A 24,083-nucleotide genomic window follows, 5' to 3' on the forward strand; every position below is an offset into this window, starting at 1 on the left:
GTTTAAAGTCGGACTAATGTTTAAGGCTTTATGGTTTAAGTTAGCGGCACTTTAATATCGCAATAAGTCAATCGGAGGTTCGATGGACAAATCAATCAAAACACATTTCGACGAGTACCCCGATGATGTTCGAGTTCGGCTTGAAGAGTTACGGTCGTTAATCTTTGAGCTTTCCTCTGATTTAGGTTTAGGTGAAGTCGAAGAGTCTATGAAATGGGGCGAGCCAAGTTACAGCGTTAGAACGGGCAGCCCCATTCGAATCGACTGGAAATTGAAATCGCCAAGCAACTATTACTTGTTCTTTAACTGTCAAACGAAGCTAGTCGACACGTTCAGAGAATTGCACGACGGCACGTTGGCATTTCAAGGCAATAGGGCAATCGTATTGAACCTAACTGAACCACTTCCAAAGGTACCAATTAAGCATTGCTTAGAGCTGGCCTTAACTTATCAACAGCGAAAGCATCTACCGCTTCTTGGTGCGTAGTTGTTACGTGCAGTCATTATATTTCTTAAACCAGTTTTCTGTGCTCTAGTTATCACTAACAAACGCTGATTGTATTGCTTACCGTGTAAAAAGGTGTTTTAGTCACTTTGTATATCAAGTCGTGTATTTCAGTCTTAAAGGAAGTTGTATGAATTTAGATAAAGCTAAAAAACGCATCGCAAAGAAGGTTAAAAAAGGCGACAACGGATACCCAAAAATCACGCTAGCGTATTACGGAACGACCAAAGATCTCGCAACGGAAGTTGCGGTTCAATTTATGTTGGGTGAGAGCGATGGTGTTCAAGAGGAGCGTTTCTCTTGCGAAACAGAAATTCGAGATAATGAGCTAATCCAAACAACGTTACTCAAGATAATCGAGAGAGCGAATGTTAACTCAGTGATTGAAGTTGAAGGCGTGACGGTTCTTTAGTTTTGAATATCTAACTTTGACTCTGAGTCTCTGTTTTAAGGCAATTCTTATTTCTGTTAGCTTGATTAGTAAATCGGTAAAGGTAAGTTGTGATTGAATTTAAAACGATCGGTCTTTTTGTACTTACGGCGGTCGCCGAGATTGTAGGGTGTTATCTACCTTATCTTTGGTTGAGAGAAGACAAGAGCATTTGGTTATTGATTCCTGCTGCGATAAGCCTCGCATTGTTTGCTTGGTTATTGACGCTTCATCCTACCGCGACAGGGCGTGTTTATGCGGCCTATGGCGGTGTGTATATTTCTGTTGCCCTGATATGGCTGTGGCTTGTTGATGGCGAAAAGCCGACAACGTGGGATCTGGTCGGTGGATCAGTAGCACTACTCGGTATGGCGATTATTATGTTTGGCCCCCGAAACGCGTAACGAATTCATAAAAATACCGCCGTAATCAACGGCGGTATTTTTTATTATGCTTATTACCTCATTCAGCACAGAACAAAACAAACAACAGAAAGCAGCAAGCCTAGTTAACGTGGGCTAATTCTACACTCTGCGTTTCATTAGCGACTTTCCAATCGCCACCTAACGCTTTATACACCGCAATCGTGGTATTGGCGGTTTGAAGCTTGGCGGCTACTTGTCGATCTTGCATCGCTTTTTGTTGTCTTTGTGCGTCTAGCACCGACAAGTAATCGACTAGGCCTGCTTTATAGAGCGACTTGGCTTTGCTTACAGCGTTATCGACGGCGAGGGTGGCTTCATCGATACGCTTTTGGTTTTCTTGGCTACGACCATAGGCAAACAAGCTTGAATCGACTTCTGCAAAGGCGCTATCTACTGAATGTTGGTAATTAAGCGCTGCAGAACGAAACCTTGCTTCGTTCATTTCCACCATGGCTTCGCCGCGTCCGCCATCGAACACATTCCAACTGATACCGGCAGATGCCGCCCACCCGAATGAGTCACTGCTGAACAGATCATCAAAACTTCCTGCCGTCACACCTGGCGTACCCGTTAGGAAGAACTTTGGATAGCGATTGGCAATGCTTGCACCAAGTTCCTCGTTAATGGCTGCCATTTCTCGCTCTGCAATTCGGATGTCTGGGCGTTGTTCTAACAAGTCAGAAGGTAAGCCTGTCGGAATCACATCGTTCATTCTCGGAAGGGTGAATTCACCGACTAAACGTTGGTTTACGCTCGTGAGTGATTCACCTAACAGCACCGCCATACGTTGTTTGTGGACTTGTTCTGCTATTTCGAGTTGAGGAACAATGGATTCAGTCGCGGCAAGCATGGCTTTGGCTTGAGCAAGATCTAACTCTGAGCCATAACCACTTCGAACCACTTTGGTGACCAATTCCAAGGTTTGCTTTTGGTCGGCAATGTTCTCTAGTGCGATCGCTTTTCGCTCTTGAGCACCACGATATTGCAGGTAGTTGTGAATGACATCGGCAGTAATCAAGGTGTTCAAACCCGATTGGAATATCTCGGCTTGTTCAACTCGAATCGTCGCCGCGTTGGATTGCTTATCGATACGTCCAAACAAATCCATTTCCCATGCGATGCTTGCACCTAAGAATCCACCATCGTGTTGGGCTTCCAATAACGACATGCCCGTTGCTGACTCAACCGCATCAGACGCGCCAAATACAGGGCCAAGTAGGGAGTCGTTCTCACTCAACTGATAGTTGTAGTAACCACCGCCGACATTCACTGTAGGCACTTTGAAAGATTCAACAACACTCTTGTACGAGTTCGCCATGCTGATTCGTTCAGCCGCCAGTTTAAGTGGGATGTTCTGGCTTTGAACATCGGCTACTAAGTGATTGAGCGTAGGATCATTGAACTGTGTCCACCAATGGTTGTGCTCTTCATTTTGGCTCACGCCGCTTTGGTTCACATCACCTTGGCTATATAAGAAGGTCTCAGCCATGGTCGTTTGTGGTTGTTCGTAATCGGGGCCAACCGCACAACCTGTCAGCAACAAGGCGAGGGCAATAGGAGCCACTTTAAACTTCGTTAATGGATACATGTTTAGTGCTCCTTGTTGAATGAGGTTGGAGTGCCGCTGTTTGTAGTCTGAGGTGCTGCATCAAGCACGATCACGGCGTCTTTGATGGCTTCTGATACCGTCTTCTTTTCTTCGGTTCGATAGAAAAGCTTGTAGAGCGCAGGCATTACAAACAAAGACAATACCGTTGCTGCAGCCAAGCCACCGATAATGGTTGCCGCCATTTGGTCAAACAGTAGGTCACTTAGCAGCGGGATCATGCCTAGTGCTGTGGTGAGTGCGCCCATTGAGATCGCCATAGTACGGTTAACGGTTGCTTCTTTGATAGCATCAGATAGTGAGCGACCGTTTTTACGTTCAAGTTCAATTTGGTCCATCAATACAATACCGTTCTTGATGATCATACCGGTCAAGGTTACCGCGCCAATCAGCGCCATGAAGCCGAACGGTTTATCCAGCAGTAACAAGCTGAATGTTGCACCCGTTGCCGCAAGCGGTAGGGTGGTGAAGATAATCACTGGCTGTTTGAAGCCGTTAAACATCGCAACCAGGATAATTACCATTAACAACATTGCTTTAGGTAGCTGCTTAAGAATATCGCTGACGGCTTTGTGCTCGTCGTAATATTCGCCACCCCATTCCAAGTGGTAACCGTGTGGAAGGTAGATCGATTCAATTTGCTCTTTAACGGAGTTTCTTACTGCTGCCGGTGTGGTGTACCGACCAACGCCAGCTTGTGCAGTGATGGTTTTCACTCGGTCACGACGCCAGATCATGGTCTCTTCACTGGTAAGCTCAAATCCATCGATGACTTGACCAAGTGGAACGCTGTGGATGCCCAACAAAGAGCGAACCGGCAAAGTTTCTAGCGATTGAATAGAGCTTTCTGTACCTCGCAGTTGAATTGTCACCAGTTCGTCGTTTAAGTTCATACGACCCAGCGGCATGCCTTCTGATACGCGTTTCATCGCGAATGCAATATCTGCACGGTTAATGCCTGCAAGGCGCATCTTGTCTTGGTTGATGACCGGTTCTAACACTTTGCTCTTTTGACGCCAGTCGTCACGAACGTACTTGGTGTCTGGGTGTTGAGCAAAGATAGCTTTCGCTTGCTCTGCTAATCCGTGAAGCACCTCGACATCTGGGCCGGAGAAACGCGCTTCAACACTGAATTTATCCGCCGTCGCCAATTTTAAGCTTATAAAGCGAGGGTCTGCATTTGGAAACTCTTCCATTAACCATTTATCACCACGTGCAATCAACGGGCTGAGTGACGGGAAATCGGTCGCGTTAATTAATATCTGACCGTAAGCCGGGTCAAACGGTTCTGGCTCAATGGTTACTGAGAAACGTGGAGCGCCGGCGCCAACATACGTTGAAATACTGTCGACTTCTGGCTGCTCTAACAACCATTGCTCGATGCGTTTAATATCCTCTGAGGTTTGTTCAACCTTGGCTCCATTTGGTAGCCAGTAATCTAGGAACAGAATAGGTCTGTCGGCTTGTGGAATAAAGTTGACGGCAATGTTTGGGATAGCCAGTGCCGTCACTAAAATCAGCGGAATAAGCCCCGTAAGTGCTTTAAGTGGGTTATCTACTGTCCAGTTTACGCTTTTACGGTATAAGCTCACTTTGGTGTCGTCAGCTTGCTTAGTTGGCTTGATAAAGAACCAACACATCAAGGCTGTGAACGTCATTGCGACTAGCCATGACAGTAATAGTGAAGAGGCGATGATAAGGAATACTGAGCTAGCGAACTCAGCAGCATCCGTTTTTGAAAAGATAACAGGGCTTGCACCCATGATAGCGATAACTGTCGCGCCAAAGAGTGGTGTTGCTGTCTCTTTAACAGAGTCAATAGCGGCTTTAGTTCGGTCGATGCCTTTGTTTATTTTCACAATCATCATATCGGTGATGACAATGGCGTTATCCACCAACATGCCAAGCGCAAGAATGAACGTTCCTAGTGAAACTCGGTGTAAATCAATCGAAGTCATGTTCATGTAGATAAGGGTCAGCAAGATAGTCAGCAGCAAGCTTGAGCCGACAATAGTTGCGCTTTTTAACCCCATGAATATGGACAGGACAATGAATACAATCGCGACACTCTCTAGCAAGTTGCTTACGAAGTTGTCGATTGATTTTTGAACTTCTTCCGGCTGGTTAGCTACCGTTGCGATGTCAACGCCCAATGGCAAAGTCGCTTGAAAATCGCTGACGATTTGATTGATTTCATCACCAAGTGATACCACGTTAACGCCGGTGACTGGGCTCATCGCTAATGTGACTGCAGGTACACCGTTGTAACGGTTCTCTGTCACCATTGGCTCTTGGTAGCCCATTGTGACGTCTGCAATATCGCCTAAGCGGATTAAGCTGGTTCCTAATTCACTGACGCCACCTTTGATCATCAGGTTTTTGATGTCATCCAACGACGAAAATTCACTCGACTGCTGAACTCGAATTCGCTCGCTACCTGCGGCAAATTTACCGGCATCAAATGTGGTGTTTTGGGTGTTTAGTTGGCTCCATACCTGTGCCATAGACAGGCCGTATTGTGCCAGTCTTTCATCTGGAATATCAATATGAACGACGCGAGGTTGAACACCGTGTAACTCGACTTTCTTAATCCCATCAACGGTTTTAATGCGTCGTTGTAACTCTTCTGCAAAGCGGCGAAGCTCAACTGGTGATGCAGCATCACTGTGTATTGAAAAAAGCATGCCATACACTTCAGAGAACTCATCTTGTACGACACTTATCTGGGCAGTCGAGGGCAGTAATAGCTTCACGTCAGAAACTTTTCGGCGCAGTAAGTCCCACTCTTGTGGCAGTTGTTTTGAGTTTAATGACTCTTTCAAGTCAACAAATACCATCGACATACCGGGGCGAGAAAGTGAACGAAGTCGGTTTAATGACGCCATTTCTTGAAGCTTGGTCTCGACGGTGTCCGTTACTTGTTGTTCAACTTCTTCAGCAGAAGCGCCGGGATAGAGCGTTACTACGACGGCCGTTTTGATGGTAAAGCTTGGGTCTTCGAGCTTGCCAAGATCAAAGTAAGAAAATAGGCCTGCGATGACACTCAATGCAGTGAAAAACAGGATGAAGGTACGTTGTTTGATGGCGAAATCAGCTAGATTCATCATGATTGACCTACAGACTCTTAACTTGAATATCGGAGAAGTGTTGGCCTTCCATGACGTACTGAGCACCACTCACCACGACGAAATCGCCATCGTTGAGTGTTGATTCAACACATACGGTATTTTGGGACATCGAAACCACGTCAACAGTCACGCCATGAGCTTGTTCGTTCTTAACCGTGAACACTTGCTCAATACCTGTTTGATTCACCAGCGCGGAATATGGCAAGCAATGATTGTTACTGACTTCGCCAAGTTCAGTCGTCAGTGTGACCGCTTTACCCGGTAATACCGATTTATCGATTGTGTCTACATGGAAGGTAACTGAGTAGGTTTGTTTGATAGGGTGAGGTGACGTGGCAATTTCGGCCGCGTAACCCGTCAATTTAGTCTCTGAACCATACCATCTAATAACTGACGTTTGATTCGGTTTGAATTGATGGATCAAGTTTTCTGGTACTTGGATTTTAACTTCAAGCTGATTGGGATTGTGAATCGTGAACACCGAGATGCCCGGCAGTACTTGTTCGTACTGGTCGAAATTTGATGCAGCAACCACACCATCGAAAGGGGCGAGCAATTGGGTATAACGAATCGAATCTTGCGCACGGCGTATATTCTGTTCTACGACTTTAACTGCCGCTTCACTTCTCTCGTAACCGCTGATTGCACGGTCTAGATTTACGTCGGCAATCGCGTTGTCGGCAATGGCTTGTTTTACTCGGACAAGCTCGGATGTCGCTAATTTGTGTGCAGATTTCGCTTCAAGAGCTCGTGCTTGTAACTCTTCTAGTGCGACTTGATAATCATGAGGGTCTAACTGCGCGAGAGGTTGACCTTTCTTGACGGAATCACCAACCGAAACCATCATATTTTTAATGGTGCCAGGCACACGAAACGCGACGCCAGCCGTTTCTGATGATTGCAATTTACCCGTGAAGGATTTTTCAATCTGATGAGAAAGAGGCTCAAGTTGGATCACTTGAATCGGTCGCGTTTGTTTTTGAGGCGCTGTCGCCTCTGAGGTATTACAACCAAACAGGGCGGTTAGGCTTAGTGCAATGACTGTATATTTGAAAATAGGCGTCTGTTGAAATATCGACGAACGCTGAAAAATAGATGAATGTTGAGATATAGGCTTCATGGATTACTCCTGTCAATTTATGGAGTAATTCTATCTTTCAGTCTTGTTTAGATAATCTAGTCTACACGTGAAACACTGTCACATTATTCGTTACAATAACTATAATTTTGGAAGTTCTTGTAATAAAAAATCAATCAAAAGCTGCGCTGAATGGCTTAATGCTTTACGTTGAGGGTAGAGCAGCCATGCTTCTTCTTTTTGAAGATCCTCGTCGGGGAACAGGTTAATCAAGGAACCGTCTTTGAGTTGCTGTCGTACCAATAGTTCTGGTAACAACGCGATGCCTCGATGTCGAATTACGCCGCCTTTCACGAAGCCAATGCTGTCGCTCACAACCGAAGGTTCAACTTTGATGGTGTGATCTTTGATGTCCCATTGTTTATCGATGTCGCCACTTGGCCACCTAAAGCAAACAAATGGGTAATTGGTGAGTTCTCTTAGGTTTGAGGGCGTACCTTGTTTCTTTAGAAATTCAGGGCTCGCGACAAAAATACGTTGTAGAACCATCACTTTACGGGCAACCACGTTAGCGTCACTCAACGTACCACCATGCATCGCGAGGTCTAACCCTTGACGGTACATGTCGACAAAGCCATTGCTAATATTGCGAATATCGAGCTCAACCTTAGGGTACATATCTTGGAATTTAAACAGAGTCGACTGCATGATGTCGCTGGTTTCAGGCAATAGACCAATCTTAATTTGCCCGTGTGCAACTTCTGAAAGGTTGGAAGCGACATAGTTCGCTTTGTCGAGCGCACTTAATGCATTGAGTAGTTCTTTGTAATACAACTCGCCAGATTTGGTTAAGGAGAGGCTTCGTGTGGTTCTAAAGAACAGTTGAATGCCGAGAGACTTCTCAAGGTCATTAATTCTACGGCTAACATTAGCACGGGGAAGGTCAAGTGCGTTGGCGGCGGCAGTAAAACTACCCAGCTCGACGACAGTGGTAAATAACTTAAGATCTTCGATTTTCATAACAACGGCATTTAATCGTTTTTAGAACAGTATGCTGGCATCGTATACCAATTGGATTTTAAAATCGAAGCGTTCTTGATTTTGGCTTTTTTTGAGGCAGCAAAAAGCCAGCTGATAAATCATTATCAAAGCTGGCTTTGTGTTCACATTAGGCAGACTGCTCTATTTTTGACGTTGGACTTAGCAGCTTGTTCTCTCACCTTAGACCATACTGGCTTAGCGACCTCGGCCATCGACCATTACGATGATTGTTTTAGAAATGATGGCAAGATCAGCAGCAATCCAAGACTTAACAGAACATAGACTTAATGCGTAACTGTGGTCGAAGCCGACTTTACGACGTACATCATCAATACAGGTATCATAGCCTTGATTCACTTGTGCAAGCCCCGTAATACCAGGCATTACGCCGTAGGTACGGTCAGCAAAGTAAGGGATTTCGTTCTCTAATTTGGTGTAAAAAGTAGGGCGTTCAGGGCGTGGGCCAATTAGAGACATTTCACCTTTCAATACATTGAACAGCTGTGGGAGCTCATCAAGACGTGTCTTTCTCAAAAAGCGGCCAACGGGTGTGATTCGTGGATCATTCGCTGTAGCCCAAACTGCGCCAGAACGCGTTTCTGCATCTTCGTACATGCTACGGAACTTCATGATCTCAAAGATTGCCATTTTCTCCGGCGTAGATTTACCGACACGCAATTGGCGGTAGAAAATAGGGCCTCGAGATGTAAGTGCAATCGCCATCGCAATCAACGGAAATATTGGCGCTAACAAAACCAAGACAATCAATGAGCTAACGAAATCGAAAGTACGTTTGGCACGTGAAATCTTGTATTGGTATAGGTTTTGGGTAGATAGCTGTTCAATGTTCATCATAATAAGTCCTTAATGATTTGCTCGTGTCCAAGGTGAGTTTTCTAGTCCGATTAGGTAACGAATGCCACCAATGAAATTGGCATAGTGTCCAACTATCAAATAAGAGATTAATGAAATAGGTTTGTTTACTAAACGCTTTGGCAAGATACAGCCAAGTACGCCCGTGGTATAAACGGTAATTTGAGCCCATAACAGTGCTTCAAATACCAAGTAGTTGCTAAGTAAGATTGAGCACACTAAGCACACAATCATTAAATATGGAGTGAGTAGGCGAAGCCCTTTTCCTGAGAAGAACGCAAATGCGATACCTCTGAACTTCGGGCTGAACAAGCCAAACAATCGAATCGCTTGTTGCATGTTACCTGCTGAAATACGAAGTCTTCTTTTAAAGTCGGTTTCCAAATTTGATTCTTCTAGCTCTAAAGCCACCATTTGGGTCTCGTATTCTGCGATGTAACCTTGTTTGACGATTTGCATCGGTAGAATGAAATCATCATTAATAGTGTTGAGTGGCAGTAGTTCGAACAGGTGTGTTCTAAACAAGTAGAAAGCGCCATGAGAACCTAAGCTCGAACCTAATGAAGCCTCTGACTCTTTAACCGCGGTTTGATACTGCCAATAGGTGTTTTCACCTTCGTTACCGGTTGGGCAAAGTTGGTACGTAGCGTTTACCACACCAACCTTGTCACTTTCAAAATGAGCTGCTGCAATAAGCAGTGAATCCAATGAAATAAGGGCTGACACATCACTTAGCGCCGTGATGTCACTGTTTATGCTCGTCACTTCTTCGTTGATAACCGCGACTTTACCTCGGTTTAATTGATGGTCATGTATCTCAAAATAAACATCACTGCACATCGCTTCTTGGATTGTCATTTGAGCAATTTCGACCGTGTCATCAGTACAACCATCACAAGCGATAATGACTTGCAGTTTCTTTTTTGGGTAATCGAGTGAAGCAAGGTTACGAATTTTATCTGCGATCCACTGTTCTTCGTTAAAAGCAGGAACAAGCACGGTGATGCTCGGTAGTATGCAATCTTGTTGTTCATCTTTGTAACAACGATGGCTCTCTTCAATTTGACGCGCTGGATGGCTTTTCGCGTACCAACGCAGTAACAGTGGGTAGGCGGCGTGGTGATAGACAATCAGCGCACCACAGAATAAGCAAAGTCCTGCAAGTAACCAGTCGATCATGCGCAAACTCCTTCTGAGATATCGTTATATGAGGCAACCATTTTCACAATGTCGAAGTTGTCGAGAACGTAACGACGAGGTGACAAAAAGCGTTCATTCTGTTTTTCTAATAGCGCACTGGCTAATCCCGCAATGCTGCCACTTTTGACGAGGGTGCCGCTAACTGGACATAAGGTCTCATCAACCGCACCGACGTTCATCGCGACAGTTGGAATGTTACATGCTTGGGCTTCGAGTGTAGAAAGTGGAAGCCCCTCATGACGAGAAGGTAGGCAGAAGGTATCCAATGCGCCATAAAAGGTGGTCATGTCATCCACTAAGCCAAGAAAGATTACACGATCGCTGAGATTCAAGCGGTTAGTGAGTTGTTCCAGTTGATTGCGTTTTGAACCATCACCAGCTAGTGTGACGACGGTGTTAGCTGGAAGTAGAGCAAGCGCCTTAATCAGCTGGTCTTGGCCTTTCACGTGCTCTAAACGCCCCGCACAACCTACGATGTGTTTATCGGTTGGTAGATCGAGTGTTGCTCTCGCGTCTGCTTTTGACATCGGTTTGAACTTCTCGCAATCCACACCGTTTTTAATCGTGATGATGTTTTTGTATGAAAACGCACAGCGAAGTTGGTTGTAAACACGGGTTGCATCGGCCACCAAAGTTGGCTGAGCGGCTTTAAGAGCTAATGCTTGTAAGCGACGACGTTTGTTATTTTTCAAATGCCAAGCATCATGCTCGGTATGAATGCGAGTAGGAACACCGGACACGCGAGCCGCATAGCCAGCATAAAGTAGGGGGCCAATATGGTGGGTATGAACCACATCGGGTCGAATGCCGTTAAATGCTTTAATCAATTTGATTATGATATTGAATTGTACGCCTGGTGCTTTATCCAAGAAGACGATTTGATTTTGGTACTGCTCTAACTTAGGCCAGTTGCTGATCGAGTCTTGTTTTGTTCCTTCTAGACTGACAATCAACACTTGGTCTGTTGGTTTAGCAAGGCGCAGCAAATCTAACGTTAGGGTTTCTAATCCGCCGGGAGCGAGGTGCTGAACAACGTGTATGATCTTTTTACCATGCTTCGTTAAATGCGTATTCATAATTTGGACCCTGCCTTTATAAATCTTGTTTCGCCTTTCTGACATTTTTCTTGAAGTAACTTCTTTAAAACGTTTAGCTTCACAAAGAGATTGCAGGAGTTGTGCCAATTAAATAATTGTTATATTTCAGTGACTTGAGCTTGATTATTCTAGAGTGGTTTTCATTTCTCAAAATGGGAATCAAAACAGAATACGAATGAATGGCAATTTGAGTCATAGTGTTAAATCAGGGGAAATCTAAAGTGGCATTAGAACTTGATGCTTTAGACAAACAAACGCCAATCGAGTGTTGGCGTTTTGCTCTAGGAATCAGGAAACTAGAAAGCTGTGAAGCTAGCAAGTCAAATTATGCCTTTGAGGCTGACTAGCCCATTTTAGGTATTACCGTTATCACAGGGACACCTAAGATCTCTTCGATTTCGTCTTTACGCTTGATTGAAGAGTCAAACAGCTCAAACAATATCGCCAATCCAATTCCGAGGCCGATACCTGCGACGAAACCAGCCAAAACAAACACAAAAGAAGGTATGTTAGATTTGATACTAGGAGTGAAGGGCAAATCGATGATCTTCACACGCTTGTTTTGCTCGAATACACCAAGCGAACCCGTTAGTTGAGCCATTTCATAACGCTCTGTGAGTTCATCGGATAGCTGGCGCTTGATGTCTACCTTACGTTTAAGGCGATACATCTCTTTTGCATTCTCACCGAAGTTATTCGCCTTGTGTTCTAATTCGAAAATCATAGTACGAAGGCTTTTAGTCTCTTCAGTTAAAGACTCAAAGCGAGCACGAACCAGTTGTAGGCTGTGTAGTTGAGTGACCAAAAGAGGTTGGGTATCAGAAAGCTTGTTCAGTGTCGTACTACTCGCGATGTCCCAAAGCTGGTCGCTGTTCATCGTTGGTTGGGTTACCTCAAGCAAACTCTTTCGTTCATTTTCAAGTCTGTCTAGTTCTCGCACTTTAGCTTGCACAGCACTGTGTTTGTCCGTGTATTTTGCTTGTAACAAGGTTAGGTCGCTACGAATGTCGATGATTTGGTCTTCTAATTTGCCTATCACAGGGTTGGTTCGTGAAAGTTGTTGGTCGATTGACCCTAAACTTTTCTCAACACCCGATAATTCCGCCTCTTTTTCCGCCAGTGTTTGTTTGAGTGACGCCAAGCGATTCAAGCTTTGGCTTTGCACTTCAGGCGTTGATTGGACGTTTTCGTTCATGTATGCGGCTAGCGCTTCTTCTGCGTATTCAAGTTCCGCACTACGTTTGTCTATATGGATTTTCAAGAAGTTACTTGAGTCCTCAATTGACGAACGTTCCGGCGCTAACAATTGTTCAATGAAATGTTCACTCACCGACCGAAGCGTTTGTTCCATTCCATTTGGTGTGTTTGACGTTAAGCTTATCTTTAGAAAGTCTTTTCCAAGTTGAGTAACGGATAAACGCTGAGACAGGTCAGTAATGATCTCTTGTTTCTCAACCTCTGGCATATCTGGAGTGGTTAATTGCAGTTCATCAGCGACCGAGTAAAGTACATGTCGACTGTGAAGCAGTGTTCTCAACGCGTTAAGTCGGTCTTTGAGCATGGTAGAAACGGCGATGTCTTCCAAGAATGGATTCATCTTGGCCGTTTCTTGAATCAACATACTGGTATGCGCGTCATATTTGGTCGGAGCCAACTTGCTCACCCCAAAGCCTACAAAGGGCAAAATAAGGATTGGTAGAACAATAACGTAGCGTTGGCGCCACATGGCATTTAGGATGACTAGTAAGCGCAACTTAAGATTATTCATAATAGCTCCAACATCCAATGTACGAAGTTACCGCGGTTCTGCCAACTGTCTTTGGAGACAATAGATACTGGCGAGTTTTCAAGGTGACGGCTTTGCTCGAGAGCTTCGACCATCTGTTGTCCATTATCAACGGACGTAACGTGATTCTTATAAGGAACCATTGCAGGAAAAGGGGTGGTCACGATAGGAGTTCCCGCGGCTAGGTATTCCATCAACTTTAATGGACTGCATGCTCGGATCTGTTCGTTATCCACGAAAGGTAATAGGCTCACATCCCAGTGTTGTGAATAGCTTGGCAACGTGTGATGTGGACGAGGCCCAAGGTAATGTACGTTATCCAACTTAGGTAGCATGAGCGTATCGAGCTCATTCGGACCAATGAAAACAAAATCCCATTCCGGCATTGCCTTCGCAACATGATCAATCATTTCATAATCAAGCCACTGAGAAAGGCTGCCGTAAAAGCCTGCAATCGGACGATGGTTGCTTGGTAAATCTTGTGCTCTTGGAACTGGTGTAGAAAATAGACCGACATCGACACCATGTGGTAAGAGTTGAGCTTTTTCACTAGGGAACTTGCCCATCAGATTTTCACTTGCAGCAAATATCAGATCAGATTTTTCAATGAGTTCTAATTCGTGCTGTGCGACTGTATTGTGGTCTACGCCCGCAAGTGCGCTAAAGTCATCTCCGCAGTAATAAACAACCGCTGACTCGCCTAAGTGTCCGCACAAATCAACAGCGGTCGGAAGGGAAGTCCATAAGATAGGATTATGAAGTTTCAATTCTGAAATAACCGGCTTCAATTGACGCAACATCATTTTCTGAGCCAGCTTTCTCGATAACTTTGAAGCTGGCGCAGGAATGGTCTTTAAGTTAACAATGGTAATGTTGTCGTGTCCCTCTGAGTCGAGCATGTTTTGAGTCACGGCTTTGGTTTTACCAAACAACTTATTGAACGCTCGTGTCATATCTTTAGCGGACAGCTTCGGTTGTCTTAGGCCAATAGAGTTGACCCATAATACTTTGTGTTGCTTAGCAAGGTGACGAACTAAATGTTGAGTTGATGACGGTAGGCCGCCAAAGTCTTCACCAAATACGATTAAATCACGCATGGTCGCCTCCATGAGTCTCTAACGAATCGAACACATCGGATTCAGTCACTTCAACGGATTTAATCTGACCGACAACTCGAGCAGGGTTACCGCCTGCGATTGCGAAGGCAGGGATGTTCTTTGTTACCACGCTGCCTGCGGCTATTACGGCACCTTCGCCGATAGTTACTCCACCTTTAACGGTCACATTGGTGCCTAGCCACACATCTTGTTCAAGAATTATGTTGCCAATTTGCTGAGGATCATCGCCTTCACCTTGAGCGCGACGCTTTGCATCAAGTGGGTGTCCAGAATATCCAAACAGGAATGCACCGCCAGCTATACGTACGTTGTCAGAGATAACGACTCTACCACCAACTGCGATAGTCGACTGCCAACCGATGTCGACATTGTTACCAATCGACAGTAGTGGATGCTCCAAGCCTTCAAGTGGCTGAGTACAACCTGAGAATGTCGTGTGGCCGGAGATACGGCAGTTATCGCCAATTGAGATTTGTACCGGACCGCTGACGAAAGGGAGGCCACCATATAAATACAGGCGTTTGCCACATTGAGCGACACGACCTTTGAACGCGGGCGTCCAATAGAAGAATCGCGTAAAACCAGAAACCAAATTCACGACAAGCTTGTGTGCTTGGTATAAGCAACGATTGAGTAGCTGAGGGGTAGGTAGCTCTGCGCTTCTAATATTTTTCAAAATGATAAACACATTTCTAATTCGAGAATTAGGATGAAACTTAAGCCAATGTTTGAATTGATGAATAGTTACTGACGTCATAATGAAAATCCTCTTTTTTGTTATATAGAAGTACTTTCATATATTGTGCCATTTAATAAATGCTTTATTTTCAATTGGTTACAAAGTGAGTTTTAGCTTTTCTCATTTTGACAGGCGGTATGAGATACGTTCGCAACAGCGACAATCAATGCGGAGAGGATATAGATAGGCCAGTTGAAGCCTTGTGTTAGGAAGGTGCCCGAGACGATGGTGCCAATCAGCCCAGCATATACAGCGTAAGCTGCGGCATTCAGATTTGGGTCGATTGCGTTAGTCGTCTCTGAAAGCTGTTTGAGTGTCGAGCGTATTGTTTTTATCAGTGAACCAATCAATATCAGAAAGATAATCAACCCTAGAAAACCAGTTTCAGCAAGCACGCCAAACCAAGTACTGTGAACCGCATGGTTTAATCCATCCCAGTGCGAACTATAAAAGAAGTAATTAGAAAAAAAATTGTCTAGGCCGACTCCGGTTAAAGGGTTATCCAGTGCCATTTTGAACGCGGCTTCCCAAGCGTAAATCCGACCCATTGCTGATTCATCGACCCCTTGTTCAGCTGCGCCGCCTGATGCTCTGTCTGAAATCCCAGCAACAAAGTAAAGACCAATCGCTCCGATAGCGCCCAAAGTAATCAACAGTGATTTTGAACGGATTACTTTGAACGCAAAAATCCCGACCACTGCTAGCGCACCAAGTAATCCACCACGGCTTTGGGTTGCAACGATAGCGGCAAGTAACAATACAGCGACACCAATACTCAATACACGTTTGAGAGCATGAATGCCATGGGTGGTTGTCTGACTGAGCGCAAATGCAAGTGGAAACAAAAGAACCAGTGCTAAATCATTAGGATCTCCTAACATCGAACCAAAATCGCGGCCAATGGTGACACGTGATCCTTCGACTAATCCGATGCCATTGATTGAGTTATTGATTGCAATGAGTGCGACTAATGAACCAGCCATCATGATGATTGTCGATGTCTTTGCTAAATTTTCGACGCTGTTGACCAGCCACACAATAGCGAGTGTCATCACCATTATTTTCCAATACACGCCTTTGAATTCAGCTATCGCTATTGGACGGTTAGACGCGAAGATTAGACCGATAAAGACGAGAGCCCAAAATATCGCGAGCCAGCTCAATGTAGGGTGCCAGAATATTTTCAGCTCTTTGCTGATGAAGGCGTGCCAGAGTAAAGCGGAAAGTGCGCCAAGCGAGAGTAATAGCGGTATTTTTAACGAATAGAGCTGGGGGATCGCTTCGTGGATTCGAAAAAATGAAAAGACTACGAACAGTATCACCATCCAAAAGGTCTTATTAATGACAAACATTCCAGCCAAAGGAACAAGGGCTAGCGCAACAATAACAGCTGGATGTGGCACAAAGTACCAGACAATTCCAAGCCCGACACACAAGGCGCTGATCGTGATGATGACTGGCAATCTATTGGCTTCAGGGTTGATCATTGTAATCTCTAGTGCTGAGTAAACTATTCATGGCAGCTCGCTATCGTTATATATTTGAAAGTCGCATTGACGCCTGATGTTAAAGATTGCAAAGCGAGTGCCAGCTATGGATTTTGTTTAACTGCTTGATTTATTGATGGATTATTAAGTGAGAAATTAGCCTTGAGGTGAGTTTTTCATTTTGAGAATCAGTATAAAACTGACTACAGTACCTATATCATCAAGCTAAAATAACCAGTTAAGTACTAAGACGAGTATTAACGGTCGAGTTGATAGATTTCCAATAACTGCGGGACAACGGCTTGTGGCGAGTATTGGTTTTTGACGGTTTCTATCGCGTTATTCTTGAGGGAGTCACGTTGTTCGCGAGTCAATGACATCCATGAGGATAAATGCTGTTCTAGAACTAACGCGGTTTCTGAATCAGATTCTGAATTGGCGAGGTAGCCATTAACTTGGTGCTCGATGAGTTTAGGCAAGTTACCAACGGAGGTGGCGAGAACGGGAATGCCGCGAATCATGGCTTCTAATGCCGCCATAGGTAAGCCTTCGAAGCGGGAAGGGATGATTAACAAATCGATTTGGCTCCAGGCGTCGTCCATATTGGTCTGATGCCCATGAAAGGTAACATTATCAGGCTGCGATTTAACTAACGCTTCCATTTCTGGCCCGTCACCAAAAAGCTCAAACCGGACATCAGGAAACTGTTTGGCTAATGCGACAAATCGATCAGGCGCTTTTTCATGGCTTAACCGCCCCACAAAGCCTACATGGAATGGGCTTGATGAAGGGGAGTTTGTTAACCCGGTTGGGACTTTAACAAAGTTATTCAATTGATGGGTTTTACTCGGTACCTTCGCCTTAATCTTCTCACTGACCACAAGCGACTGATCAGAAAGAAAGCTGCTGTAACGATCGAGCCAGTCATAAAGCCATACTTTGCCTGTTGGGGTTTCACCTGCGTGATAAGTGGTGATTTGTTTGGTGTTGTTAAAACGAGGTGGGAGTTTGATGAGTTTACTAACCAAACTGGCTTTGTAACCATGAGCATGGATAAGCCTTGGCTGATAATGTTGAACTGCACGTTTAAGCTGTGTCGCGCTATTGACGTTTGAATTTGCACAGCCAGAGGCTAAATCGGAGAGATAACTATAAGGGATGTTCAGCGTATTCAACTTTTCAACGATGATCGCTTCAGGATTAAACTTAGTCAAAAGAACGATTCGAATAGCCTCTGAATACTGAGCGCTTTCAGATATCAGGCCTTGTGCTAACTCTAAAACATGCGTTTCTATGCCTCCAAAAGTTTGGCTGTCGATCAACAGCCAAATCTCGTGAAGGTTTACGTTGAGTACACCTTGGCTAGGCTTGATTGTACTCATCTTCCGATTCCCAAGCCTGTTTCTTACGATAAACAGTAGAAGGGCTAAGCTCTAACAGAACGGCAGCGTTTAACACATTCCCATCGCAATGATTGATGGCATGTTGAATGGCTTCGCGCTCTATTTGCCACATTGGACGAATAGCACCTTCGCTTGTCGTAAATGCGGGCGTGATCGGGTCGTTGTTAGCGGGGACAACTGAGGATTGCTCCAACTCTTCCGGAGTAATAGGTGGCAACTTAGCTTCTGGTGCTTCCACAACAGCAGCTTGGGGCGCAGCTGCTCGAATAGGTGTCACTGATTTTGAGGCTGGAGCTGCGTCTACTCTATTAATCGGAGGCGGTAACATGTCTTTGGTCACGCTCGTTTCGTTGTTCAACACCACGATGTTACGGATGATGTTTTGCAACTGACGCACGTTACCTGGCCACACATAACGTTTAAACAGATTCTGCGTTTCTTTGTCTATGGTTTTGAACTTCTTCTTGTCTTGCTTCGCGTACAGCTTCAAAAAGTGATTAGCTAAAGTCACAATGTCACGTCCTCGTTCACGAAGCGGTGGCATCTCGATAGGTACAACGTGAACACGATAGTAAAGGTCTTCTCTAAAGCGTCCTTCTTCGACCTCAACCAGTGGGTCGCGGTTGGTCGCGCAGATAATTCTGACATCCACTTTAATCTCGCGATTACCACCGAGTGGAGTAAACGTGCCAGTTTGCAGAAATCGTAGGAGCTTCTTCTGCATCTCCAGTTCCATTTCGCAAAGCTCATCGAGAAATAGGGTGCCACCATGCGCTAGCATCGCCGCGCCTTTACGGTCGGTTGTTGCACCGGTAAACGCACCTTTAACGTGACCGAAGATTTCACTCTCCATTAGGTCTCGAGGGATAGCGCCACAGTTAATGGCAACGAAGGGCTTGCCGTTACGCTGACTCTCCTGATGAATCGCTTCCGCACACACTTCTTTACCCGTACCACTTTCGCCGTTAATAAACACGCTAGCAGTGGTTGGCGCTACCGAATCAATGATCTTGTAGACAGCTTGCATAGGTAGGCAAGAGCCAATGAAATTATGAAAGCGGTCACGATCAAACTTGCTTTGTATGTCATCAACGAGGTTCTCTAGCTTAGCTCGTTTCAAATGCAAGCGGACAGAGGTCTTAAGTCGATCGGCTTGAATTGGCTTTTCTAAGAAATCTTCCGCACCGCGCTGGATGAGATCTACAGCAATATTTACTGAGCCATGTGCTGTCGCGATGATGACGGCGGTTGGTATTTCACTTTCGCTAATCCAATCAAGTACTTCTTCACCTGGCATGTCGGGCAGCTTAAGATCGAGAATAACAAGCTGTGGTGAGTGTCTTTCAATGAAGGTCTTCGCTTCCGCGCCGGTTTCGACGTGGAAAATATCGTAGGGCTCGTCTTTTACGTACTGCTTGTAGAGTACGGCGAGTGATGTGGAGTCTTCAACTAACAATACCTTAGGGCGCATTGTGTATTCCTTTTGAAACTTTATCCTAACCAATCAATAACATAGTGATATGTATCCATCAATACGAGTTTTGTGTAATTGTTATCTACCGCATGCAATCTCTTAACAAACTATAGGTGTACTTCTCGCGTTGTTGGTCACGACGGAGTGCATGTTAATGGTTACTATATTGATAACGACTATGTTGAGTTTTTATCTTATACCTATGATGAACATCCAAAGTTAACTGAAGCCTGCCTCCTTTCTTTCAAGCAAGGCTTTGATTGAACGCTCTGCGAGTTCTAATAATTCGTCAACTTGTCGAAATGCCGTATCATGATTCTGTTCTAAACATTGCTTCTCTAAAGCGCGAGCTAACTCACCCAAAGGGCGATTACCTAATGAGAGTGCGGTGCTGCCGAGAGTGTGAACCTCGAACTCTAGTGTTTGAGCGTCGTTCTGAGCGACAGCCTCTTTTATGGCGACCAAGCGTGTTTGTGATTCTTCGACATAATGGTCGATCAAGATCGGGATAATGTCCGCACTTGTATCTCGAATCATTTGCTCTAGAACGCTTTCATCAACAAGCTCGCTAACTTCTTGTGAGTTTGGGTCTGCGGTTGTGTCTGACGTTACAGTGGTATTCATCAAACTAAGTCCTTTTGTTGAGCGTAATATCCGTGAGTACTATTAAGTTCTAGTCATTTTCTAGAATAATTTCAACTGCTTGTCGTAGAAATAGAGCAATTAATTACCATCTCACTCATATTGCTACAGGGATTGTGACAAGCCTAACGGACTGATTTAATTTTGTTTTCTCTTATGGCGTATAAATTTGGGCGCCTATAAAGTGTAAGGTGCGGATAGAGCTAAGAAGAAAACGAGGCCGATACAAATAAAAAAGACCACTGCAGTGAATTAACAACAGTGGTCTTAGAGAGGGTTAAGTAGTTTAGGTTAATCTAAATAGCTGTAACCCAAATAGCTATTACTCAAATAACAATAACCCAAATAACGATAATTTAAACAGCCGTGTTTTAAATAACGAAAAGTAGAACTACGAAGCTTTATCAATCTTTGGCTTTGGGTCAGCTTCTACTTCTTCCTCGCTACTTTCAGAGAAGATATCAGCAACGGCGCTTCTCTCTAATTCACCCTTCAGATTACCTTCTTCGTCGACAACTGGAAGGGAATAGTCACAAGACATAGTGTCTGGAAGTACTTCTTCAATTACCGCATCTGGTAAAACAGCAGGAACCTCTTCGTAAATCTCATCACTGAAGTCATGAACAGAGGCATCTTCAACGGCGTCTTGTAGGCTCTCTTGTGTGACTAGGCCTTGATAGCCGTCATCCGTTACGTGATAAGCGTAATCGTTTTTCAGCATCTTCATTTGTGCCAGAGCACCTTCAATCGTTTCTGAAGTGATTCGATACAGAGGAGGCTGCATAACCGTTTCAACCGTCAATGCACGAGCACGGTTTACGTCTTTAACGAACGCCTCTACATAGTCATCGGCTGGATTCAGTAGAATCTCATGTGGTGTGCCTTGTTGTACCAACTCGCCATCTTTCAAAATTGCGATTCGATCGCCGAGACGGAGTGCTTCATCCAAATCGTGGGTGATGAAAACAATCGTCTTATGGAGCTTCTCTTGCAGTTCAATGAGCTGATCTTGCATTTCACTTCGAATCAAAGGATCGAGTGCCGAAAAGGCTTCGTCCATTAATAAGATTTCAGCGTTAGTACACAGTGCTCGCGAAAGCCCAACACGTTGTTGTTGACCGCCAGAAAGCTGGGCAGGGTACTGCTTGCCGTAACCTTTCAATCCCACCGTTTCTAACCATTCATTGGCTTTTGCTAAACGATCTTCTTTTTTGATGCCTTGTACTTCCAGCCCGTACGCAACGTTTTCTACCACGGTGCGATGAGGCATTAAGCCAAAACGTTGGAATACCATCGACATTTTATGACGGCGGAACTCTTCTAATTGCTTGGTGTTGAGGCTCATTACATCAATGCCTTCGACCATGATTTTACCCTGAGTTGGGTCAATTAAACGGTTGAAGTGGCGAATTAGAGTTGATTTACCCGAGCCAGAAAGCCCCATGATAACGAAGATTTCGCCACGGTTAATCTCAAGGTTTATCTCTTTCAAACCAACGGTATGACCCGTGTCAGCAAGAATCTGCTCTTTGTGTTCGCCGTTCTGAACTCGGTTCATAACAGACATCGGTTTCGGCCCAAACACTTTGTATAGGCCACTAATCTCAATCAATGGTTTAGTCATGCTTGAGTCCTCCTAGGTGCGCATTGGTCCTTCTTGCGTACGCCTGCGAAGCGCGGTCAAAAAGGATTGCTAGGGCCACAATGGCGAAACCATTCATCAAGCCTAATGTGAAGTATTGGTTAGTAATGGATTTAAGAACCGGTTGTCCTAGGCCTTTAACACCAATCATTGATGCGATAACAACCATAGACAGTGCCATCATGATGGTTTGGTTGATACCCGCCATGATCGTTGGCATCGCTAGAGGGAGTTGAACACCCCATAAGCGTTGCTTTTTGCTCGCACCAAAGGCGGTAGCCGCTTCCAATACTTCTTTGTCGACTAAGCGTATGCCTAGGTTGGTTAAACGAATTACAGGTGGAATCGCGTAGATAACCACGGCGATCAGCCCTGGAATCTTACCGATGCCGAGTAGCATTACCACTGGGATCAAGTAAACGAATGCCGGCATGGTTTGCATGATATCAAGCATCGGCGTAACGATAGATTGCGCTCGATTCGAGCGAGCCATCGCAATGCCAATCGGAATGCCTAAGAATATCGAAACCAAGGTACAAACAGTGATGATACTGAGCGTCCGCATGGTGTCTTCCCACATTCCAAAGTAACCAATAAGGAGCAGAGAAACGACACAACCTAACGCAAGTTTCCAAGAACGACTTGCAGCATAGACAAGGCTAGTACAAACGGCGAGGACTATAATCCAAGGGGTTGAGATAAGAAGTTTTTCAAACCAAACAAGGAATGAAAGAAGAGGGTCAAATAGAGATTCAATCATTTCACCGTATTCACGAGAGAATTCACGGTATGCGCCATCTAGCGTCTTTTTTATGGTTCGTAAATCAGCGCGTTCCATCTCTGGAAAGCTTGATAACCAATTGGTGTCAGCCATTTTATATCCTTATAGTTCGGAGCCACTTGTTCATGCGATGAGGTATCGCCTATGAAAAGGGCTCCGAATCATGAATAACATCAAGTATAGCGACGTTATTTCCGTATTATTGAAGCGTAATTGCTTGTTATTAAACCAAGCTGTTACAGCTCTGCTTCAACTTTCTTAGCCACTTCTTGAGAAACCCATGGGTGCCATATTTCCGGGAACTCACTCAAGAAATGGATACTCGCTTCTTCACCATCCGCTTGGTTGTCTTCCATCCAAGCAAGAAGTGAGTTCATTTTGTCGTTAGTGAAACCACGTTTAGTGAAGTAGTCGTAAGCCTCTGGTGCTCTCGATGCGAAGTCTTCTGTAGTGACTGTGTGCACTGGTGAAGGCGGGTACATGGTCGCTTTAGGTGAATCACAGTCTTCTTTAGTGGTACAAGTTAGGAACTCTTGCTCATTAACACCACTGCCAAAGTCAACTTTAACCATGTCGTATTTACCTAGAACGGCAGTTGGTGCCCAGTAGTAACCAAACCAAGCTTCTTCGCGTTCATAAGCTTTTGCGATAGAGCCAGATAAGCCGGCACTCGAGCCTGGATCAACAATCGTGAAACCGCTGTCTTCGAGCTCAAGAGCGTTAAACAAGTTTCCGGCGCTGATCTGACAGTTCCAGCCTGCTGGGCAACTGTAGAATGCTGATGTATCTGGGTCTTCAGGGTGCTTAAACAAGCTAGCGTTTTTACGTACACCTTCGATGGTTGCCATTTCTGGGTATTGTTTAACTAAGTAAGCTGGAACCCAAAAACCTTCTTCACCGCCATTCACAAGTGCTTTACCTGCGTAGCGAAGACGTTTTTCTTGGACACCCTTATCCAATGCATCTTTTAAGCTGTTGCTCCAAAGTTCAGGTGCAACGTCAGGCTGACCTTTCTCAATCATGGATGTGCCTGTTGGCATGGTGTCGCCAGGGATAAGTTCAGCATCGCAACCGTAACCATGTTCTAGGATGAATTGGTCGATATTGGCGATCAGTGTTGCAGAGTTCCAGTTCATATCTGCAATTGTTACGCTGCCACATTCTCCAGCGTTAGCATTACCGCTGGCTGCTGCTACTAACAAAAATACGGAGCTTAACTTGTATTTCATATTGAGTTTCCTTTCTCTTTAATAATACAACTAAGGTAACCAAGGTAAATTGATTATCTAAATTGCTCGATGGTGATCCTTTCCGTGTATTTGAACCATTTGAGCAGAAGGAGGGATGGATGAAGTTTGAATAGATAAATGTGCAAAGTCAGTGAAGTGTGATTTGCCAATTCATCCACTGTGTTTCAACAGCCATCGGATAACTTTGTCAAACTATTACAAATTCGTCAAAAACCACCTCTATTTATAATCTTAGGGAATAATCGTATGAATTCCATCTTTGATGCGATTTACATGGCACTTTAACCGTCTGTGTCACATTACCGCTAAAGTTAGGCTTAGAGCTGTTGATTTTCGAAGGGATTTAAAGGTGGTAAGACCATGATTGACGAGTGTGAA

General features: G+C 44.7%; 20 protein-coding genes. 3 read left to right on the plus strand and 17 right to left on the minus strand.

From position 1 onward, the window contains the following. Nucleotides 1-82: 82 nt before the first annotated feature. From OCV44_RS07240 to OCV44_RS07250, 3 genes are all read left to right on the plus strand, one after another. Nucleotides 83-487 carry a DUF1801 domain-containing protein gene (locus OCV44_RS07240; RefSeq protein WP_139683945.1) on the plus strand — a complete coding sequence of 135 codons (405 nt, stop codon included), beginning with the start codon at nucleotides 83-85 and terminating at the stop codon, nucleotides 485-487. 148 nt (nucleotides 488-635) lie between these two features. Further along, nucleotides 636-917, plus strand: coding sequence for a hypothetical protein (locus tag OCV44_RS07245; RefSeq protein WP_139683944.1), 282 nt, complete (start codon nucleotides 636-638; stop codon nucleotides 915-917). Nucleotides 918-1,006: 89 nt separating this feature from the next. Next, nucleotides 1,007-1,339, plus strand: a complete 333-nt coding sequence (locus tag OCV44_RS07250; protein ID WP_122081539.1) for a YnfA family protein — start codon at nucleotides 1,007-1,009, stop codon at nucleotides 1,337-1,339. A 100-nt stretch (nucleotides 1,340-1,439) separates the two neighbouring features. Here OCV44_RS07250 and OCV44_RS07255 read toward each other — a convergent pair whose 3' ends face one another. The 17 genes from OCV44_RS07255 to OCV44_RS07335 all read right to left on the minus strand — a co-directional run bounded on the left by OCV44_RS07255 (nucleotide 1,440) and on the right by OCV44_RS07335 (nucleotide 23,684). Beyond that, nucleotides 1,440-2,948, minus strand: a complete 1,509-nt coding sequence (locus OCV44_RS07255; protein ID WP_139683943.1) for an efflux transporter outer membrane subunit — start codon at nucleotides 2,946-2,948, stop codon at nucleotides 1,440-1,442. 2 nt (nucleotides 2,949-2,950) lie between these two features. After that, nucleotides 2,951-6,070 (minus strand): efflux RND transporter permease subunit, encoded by a 3,120-nt coding sequence (locus OCV44_RS07260; RefSeq protein WP_211349753.1) that lies wholly within the window; start codon nucleotides 6,068-6,070, stop codon nucleotides 2,951-2,953. 10 nt (nucleotides 6,071-6,080) lie between these two features. Then, complete coding sequence (locus OCV44_RS07265; protein ID WP_139683941.1) at nucleotides 6,081-7,214, minus strand: efflux RND transporter periplasmic adaptor subunit; 1,134 nt, start codon at nucleotides 7,212-7,214, stop codon at nucleotides 6,081-6,083. 99 nt (nucleotides 7,215-7,313) lie between these two features. Beyond that, nucleotides 7,314-8,192: a LysR family transcriptional regulator gene (locus OCV44_RS07270; protein ID WP_139683940.1), complete on the minus strand. Its 879-nt coding sequence runs from the start codon at nucleotides 8,190-8,192 to the stop codon at nucleotides 7,314-7,316. 216 nt (nucleotides 8,193-8,408) lie between these two features. Further along, entirely contained in the window at nucleotides 8,409-9,068 is a 660-nt protein-coding gene (locus OCV44_RS07275) for a sugar transferase (protein WP_139683939.1), read from the minus strand. Between the two features lie 9 nt (nucleotides 9,069-9,077). Continuing rightward, nucleotides 9,078-10,265 carry a glycosyltransferase family 2 protein gene (locus OCV44_RS07280; protein ID WP_139683938.1) on the minus strand — a complete coding sequence of 396 codons (1,188 nt, stop codon included), beginning with the start codon at nucleotides 10,263-10,265 and terminating at the stop codon, nucleotides 9,078-9,080. Continuing rightward, a complete protein-coding gene (locus OCV44_RS07285; protein WP_139683937.1) occupies nucleotides 10,262-11,362 on the minus strand; it encodes a glycosyltransferase in 1,101 nt (366 codons plus the stop codon). The genes OCV44_RS07280 and OCV44_RS07285 overlap by 4 nt, the downstream gene beginning before the upstream one ends. A gap of 364 nt (nucleotides 11,363-11,726) precedes the next feature. Then, entirely contained in the window at nucleotides 11,727-13,151 is a 1,425-nt protein-coding gene (locus tag OCV44_RS07290) for a GumC family protein (RefSeq protein ID WP_139683936.1), read from the minus strand. Continuing rightward, the gene (locus OCV44_RS07295; RefSeq protein WP_139683935.1) at nucleotides 13,148-14,266 is read right to left on the minus strand and encodes a glycosyltransferase; all 1,119 of its coding nucleotides are present in this window, start codon (nucleotides 14,264-14,266) and stop codon (nucleotides 13,148-13,150) included. The genes OCV44_RS07290 and OCV44_RS07295 overlap by 4 nt, the downstream gene beginning before the upstream one ends. Continuing rightward, nucleotides 14,259-15,044 (minus strand): acyltransferase, encoded by a 786-nt coding sequence (locus OCV44_RS07300; protein ID WP_139683934.1) that lies wholly within the window; start codon nucleotides 15,042-15,044, stop codon nucleotides 14,259-14,261. The genes OCV44_RS07295 and OCV44_RS07300 overlap by 8 nt, the downstream gene beginning before the upstream one ends. 92 nt (nucleotides 15,045-15,136) lie before the next feature. Further along, nucleotides 15,137-16,513: an O-antigen ligase family protein gene (locus OCV44_RS07305; RefSeq protein ID WP_139683933.1), complete on the minus strand. Its 1,377-nt coding sequence runs from the start codon at nucleotides 16,511-16,513 to the stop codon at nucleotides 15,137-15,139. Nucleotides 16,514-16,770: 257 nt separating this feature from the next. Further along, entirely contained in the window at nucleotides 16,771-17,895 is a 1,125-nt protein-coding gene (locus tag OCV44_RS07310) for a glycosyltransferase family 4 protein (RefSeq protein ID WP_139683932.1), read from the minus strand. Beyond that, nucleotides 17,876-19,387, minus strand: coding sequence for a sigma-54-dependent transcriptional regulator (locus OCV44_RS07315; RefSeq protein ID WP_139683931.1), 1,512 nt, complete (start codon nucleotides 19,385-19,387; stop codon nucleotides 17,876-17,878). The genes OCV44_RS07310 and OCV44_RS07315 overlap by 20 nt, the downstream gene beginning before the upstream one ends. A 222-nt stretch (nucleotides 19,388-19,609) precedes the next feature. Further along, nucleotides 19,610-20,014 (minus strand): Hpt domain-containing protein, encoded by a 405-nt coding sequence (locus OCV44_RS07320; protein WP_139683930.1) that lies wholly within the window; start codon nucleotides 20,012-20,014, stop codon nucleotides 19,610-19,612. 409 nt (nucleotides 20,015-20,423) lie between these two features. After that, the gene (locus OCV44_RS07325; protein ID WP_139683929.1) at nucleotides 20,424-21,656 is read right to left on the minus strand and encodes a quaternary amine ABC transporter ATP-binding protein; all 1,233 of its coding nucleotides are present in this window, start codon (nucleotides 21,654-21,656) and stop codon (nucleotides 20,424-20,426) included. Then, nucleotides 21,649-22,548, minus strand: a complete 900-nt coding sequence (locus OCV44_RS07330; RefSeq protein WP_054547760.1) for an ABC transporter permease — start codon at nucleotides 22,546-22,548, stop codon at nucleotides 21,649-21,651. Before OCV44_RS07330 ends, OCV44_RS07325 begins: the two co-directional genes overlap by 8 nt. Nucleotides 22,549-22,691: 143 nt before the next feature. Further along, a complete protein-coding gene (locus OCV44_RS07335; protein WP_065205217.1) occupies nucleotides 22,692-23,684 on the minus strand; it encodes an ABC transporter substrate-binding protein in 993 nt (330 codons plus the stop codon). Nucleotides 23,685-24,083: the final 399 nt, after the last annotated feature.

The sequence above is a fragment of the Vibrio tasmaniensis genome (assembly GCF_024347635.1).
Lineage (GTDB): Bacteria > Pseudomonadota > Gammaproteobacteria > Enterobacterales > Vibrionaceae > Vibrio > Vibrio tasmaniensis.